The sequence below is a fragment of the Sinomonas sp. G460-2 genome (assembly GCF_047759905.1).
Lineage (GTDB): Bacteria > Actinomycetota > Actinomycetes > Actinomycetales > Micrococcaceae > Sinomonas.
Genome location: NZ_JBKZWT010000391.1, coordinates 1 through 2,948, shown reverse-complemented (window position 1 = coordinate 2,948; position 2,948 = coordinate 1). Strand labels below are relative to the sequence as shown.

Here is a 2,948-nt window from a genome sequence, read left to right as displayed (position 1 = left end):
GTCTTCCTGACGGACGGGAGACGGGTCGTGGTCTCGGGCGCTACTGGCTGGTGCCGCTGCGCTGCGTGCCCGTGAAGGAGAAGCTCACCGTGCTGGAGATCCCCTGGAACGTGTTGTCCGCAGTGGTCGGCAGCGTGAGGGTGACGCGGAGGTTGTCCGCCCGGCCCGCCGTCACTGACGCGAGGCTCGCGAGGTCGACGTTCGAGCCGATGACCGCCTGGCTCGCGAGGACCGAGGTGCTCGTGCCCGAGCACGTGTACGTGTAGGCGGGAGCCGTGCCGGCCTCGGTCCACGGGACCGAGCAGGAGTCGATCACCAGCTGGAGGCCGTTGGTGGCATCAGTGTCGAGTTTCGAGGACGTCGTCGCGACGGTTGTCAGCTCGACCTCCGAGAGGTTCTGGCTGCCCGAGTTGGTGAGCGTGACCGCGCGCTGGATCGTGTCGCCGGGGACGATCCCGGTCGCCGCGACGCTGAGCCGGTTGGTCGCCGTGCCGGAAGTGCCGAGGCCGATCGTGACCGTGCCGGAGGAGACCGACGTGTTCGCGGAGGTGGTGGATGTGAAAGCGCCGTAGGTGCCAAGGCCCGCGACGCTCGCGGCTGCGCCGACGAGGGCTGCAGATGCGAGAAGCTTCCCGGACGTGGACTTGAGGCTGAGACCCATGAGTATCCCCTGATTCGGCCGGGCCCCGCCCGGACTGAGTAGTCTGCGCCAGCCCCAGCGGCTGACAGCACAACTCTCCGGTGTGGGTTTCAAGGCGAACGCCCGCCAACCGACAAGAAAAGCTCAAGAAATGTTCAAGACTATCGGCCTCCCGCCTCGTCCAGGAAGCTCCACGGCCGTCTCTGATTGCCCGGCAGGCGCGGCGGGCCGCAGGCGCGGGGGAAAGCACTAGCGCCGGGCCTTGATCCGTGGCGGCCCACAGCATAAGGTCCCGCTAGCCGTGCGGGATCGACCGCAGGCCGGATGGGGGGGGCGATGTCCAAGCTAGGGGCTGGCGAACAGCGCGACGGAATGGCTCGGTGGGCCGGGCTCGCCGCCGTGGTGGGAACCGTGTTCCTGCTGGTCTATTTCACCGTCCCGGCACTATCCGGGTGGCCCTTCGCGGGCGGGACTCCAACGGCGTTGGCGAACTATGCCTCGGACCACGCGCTCCTCTTCTTTGCCGGCGGGTGGTTCCAGACGGTCGGCAGCGCCCTCTGCGTCGCCTTCGTGCTCGCGGTCCTGCGCATGGCCGGCACCGTCGTCTCCTTCGCGGGCCTCCTGGCGATGGTCGGCGGCGCGACGCTCCTCGCCGTGGTGCTGGCTGAGGCCGTTGTGCTTGAGTCGGTTCCGGTGGCCGCCGCGAGCGGCGACTCGACGACCGCGGCGGTGGCGTTCGCGCTCAGCAACGGGGTCTTCGTCCGCATTTTCCCACTGATTCCCGCGCCGATGGTGTTCGTGGGGGTCGGATTTGCTGGGCGCGGGGTGCTCGGCGGCTGGCTGGCTCGGAGCGCGATCGTTCTGGCCGGGGCATTCGTGCTCGCCGGAGCTCTCGCCGTCGTGACGCCGGTTGGAGTGTTCGTGGGAATCGGGCTGTCGGTTATGCAGGCGGTGTGGTTCCTTGCAGCCGGGCTCCGCATGCTCCTTCGGCGCGGGAACTAGGCCGGGTACCTACCGGTCGCCAGGTCTTCGAGGAGGCTCGGGTGGGAGGGACGCCATCCGAAGCGCTCCCTCGTCTGTGCGCTCGAGGAGGGCTGGTCGACGGCGAAGACCGTGCCGAGGAATCCGAAGCTTTCGGCCGGCACCGCTTCGACGGGCCGCCCGAGCCGCTGCCCGATGGCCTCGGCGAGGGACAGCATGGTGTCGCCCTCGTCGGCCACGGCGTGCGCGACGGTTCCGGGGTCTGCGCGCTCGAGGACGAGCCGGAAGAGCCGGGCGGCGTCGAGGCGGTGGACCGCCGGCCAGCGCTGGCTGCCGTCGCCCACGTAGCCCGAGACCCCAGTCCGCTGCGCCGCCTCGATGAGGAACGACGCGAACCCGTACCGTCCCTCGCCCGTGTGGACCGAGCGCGGAAGGCGCACAGCCGCCGATCGAACGCCCTTCTCTGCCAGACCGAGCACGGTCTGCGCGTTCCGGGCCCGCCCTGCGAGCGGACCCACGGCCGGCATTGCATCCTCCTCGGTGGAAGGGCGGCCAGGCACGGCCGGGGTCCCCGATGCAATGACGAGCGACTTCCCGGTGCCCTCGAGTGCAGCAGCGAACGTCTCGACGGCGAGCGTCTCTTCGTCCACGCAGCGCTGGATGTCCGTGAAGTCGTTGCCGAAGGCAAGGTGGATCACGCCATCCGCCTGTTCGGCGCCGGCGCGGAGGCTCGCCGGGTCGGCGAGCTCGCCGCGGAGCGGGACCGCGCCCGCCGCGGCGACTGCCTTGGCGGAGGCATCGGACCGGACGAGCCCCAGGACTTCGTGGCCCGCGGAGATCAATTCGGGGACGACGGCGGAGCCAATTCCTCCGCTGGCGCCCGTGACGAAAACGCGCATCTGCTTCTCCTTGCGATAGGACGTTTGTCCCATCAGCGTACCACGTGCGACGGGACAAAGGTCCCGTCGCTAGAATGGAACCCATGCCTCGCTGGAATCCCGACGCGCGCGAGCGGCTCGTCACCGCGGCACTGCATCTGTTCGCCGAGCGCGGCTACGACGAGGTGACAGTTGTCGAGATCGCCGAGCGCGCTGGGCTGACCAAGAGCACCTTCTTCCGCTACTTCCCCGACAAACGGGACGTGCTCGCCGCCGGCCAGGAGACGCTTTCGCAGCTGCTGACCGAGGGGATCGCCTCGGCTTCCACTGACGCGACGCCCCTCGCCGCCGTGGGCGCCGGGCTGGAGCGGGCGGCCGCCGCCATGACCCCGTTCAACCGGGAGCTCGGACCGGTACTGCACGCCGCGATCGCCGCGAACGCCGAACTC

At 69.8% G+C, this 2,948-nt stretch carries 4 protein-coding genes; 2 read left to right on the top strand and 2 right to left on the bottom strand.

The features are described 5' to 3' along the window. Positions 1-40 precede the first annotated feature (40 nt). Entirely contained in the window at positions 41-661 is a 621-nt protein-coding gene (locus ACLN58_RS20290) for a TasA family protein (RefSeq protein WP_415857039.1), read from the bottom strand. 315 nt (positions 662-976) lie between these two features. Between ACLN58_RS20290 and ACLN58_RS20285 the strand changes: the two genes are divergently transcribed. Continuing rightward, positions 977-1,642, top strand: coding sequence for a hypothetical protein (locus ACLN58_RS20285; protein WP_415857038.1), 666 nt, complete (start codon positions 977-979; stop codon positions 1,640-1,642). Here the strand turns inward: ACLN58_RS20285 and ACLN58_RS20280 are convergent. Further along, positions 1,639-2,520, bottom strand: a complete 882-nt coding sequence (locus tag ACLN58_RS20280; RefSeq protein WP_415857037.1) for an SDR family oxidoreductase — start codon at positions 2,518-2,520, stop codon at positions 1,639-1,641. The two genes, ACLN58_RS20285 and ACLN58_RS20280, sit on opposite strands and share 4 nt — an antisense overlap. Positions 2,521-2,603: 83 nt before the next feature. On the opposite strand from ACLN58_RS20280, the gene ACLN58_RS20275 reads away from it, so the two are divergent. Beyond that, a partial coding sequence (locus tag ACLN58_RS20275) for a TetR/AcrR family transcriptional regulator (protein ID WP_415857036.1) occupies positions 2,604-2,948 on the top strand: 345 nt, incomplete at its 3' end.